Source organism: Amycolatopsis sp. NPDC003676 (assembly GCF_053587275.1).
This window is the reverse complement of record NZ_JBSFNS010000373.1, coordinates 1-1,153: the sequence shown is the minus strand read 5'-3', so window position 1 is coordinate 1,153 and position 1,153 is coordinate 1. Positions and strand designations below refer to the sequence as shown.

The 1,153-nt window shown below is 71.6% G+C and carries 1 protein-coding gene; it reads right to left on the bottom strand.

The annotated features are described in order from the left end of the window. On the bottom strand, positions 1-1,125 hold a 1,125-nt coding region (nuoN, locus tag ACWDNU_RS46525), incomplete at its 3' end, for an NADH-quinone oxidoreductase subunit NuoN (protein ID WP_449673533.1). Positions 1,126-1,153 lie beyond the last annotated feature (28 nt).

Below are 1,153 nucleotides of genomic sequence, written 5' to 3'. Positions count from 1 at the left end.
CTCGTCACCGGAGGAGTCCCGCACGAGACTCACGACCGCGAACGCGCCGACCGTCCCCAGACCGTAGGCCAGCAGATAGAACAGGACCGCGGCGACACCGGCGTCGTCGGCGGCGACGAGCCCGACCAGCAGGAAACCCGCGTGCGCGATCGAGGAGTACGCCAGCATCCGCTTCACATCGGTCTGGGTGATCGCCATGACCGCGCCGACGACCATCGTCGCCACCGCGACCGCGGCCAGGACCGGTCGCCAATCGTCGCGCAGCGCACCGACGGCCACCATCAGCACCCGCATGGTCGCGCCCACCGCGGCGATCTTGGTGGCCGCGGCCATGAACGCGGTGATCGGCGTCGGGGCACCCTGGTAGACATCGGGCACCCATGCCTGGAACGGGACCGCGCCGATCTTGAACAGCAGGCCGACGGCCAGCATCCCGATACCGAGCAGGGCCAGCGTCGCGTTCTCGGGCTGCTTGTCCAGCGCCGCACCGATGCCCGGCAGCGACACCGTCCCGGTCTGCCCGTACAGCAGGGCGACACCGTAGAGGAAGAACGCGGAGGAGAACGCGCCGAGCAGGAAGTACTTCAGCGCCGCCTCCTGCGAGAGCAGGCGCCTGCGCCGCGCCAGCCCGCACAGCAGATACAGCGGCAGCGACAGCACTTCCAGCGCGACGAACATCGTCAGCAGATCGTTCGACGCGGGGAACAGCAGCAGACCACCGACCGCGAGCATGGTCAGCGGGAACACCTCGGTCGTCGACACCCCCGCCCGCACGGCGGCGAGCTCGTGCGCGCTCCCCGGCACCGCGGACGCCTGCGGGGTGAACGCGTCGACGCCACGATCGAGCACGGCGGCCGCCCGGCTCCAGGTGCCCGGCCCGCTGCGGGCACGGGGCACCGCGCCACGCTCGGCGATCAGCAGCAGACCGAGCACCGCGACCGCCAGGATCGTGCCCTGCAGGAACAGTGTCACCCCGTCGACGGCGACCGCACCGGCCACGGCGGTGCCCGTCGTCCCCGCGAGCAGCACGACGGTGACCAGCGCGCCGACCACACCGGCGACGCCCGCGCGCCACAGCAGCTCCATCGAACGGCGGGCGTCGCCCTGCCCCGCGAACACGACCACCGGCGACCCCTTTCCCCATACAGGATAA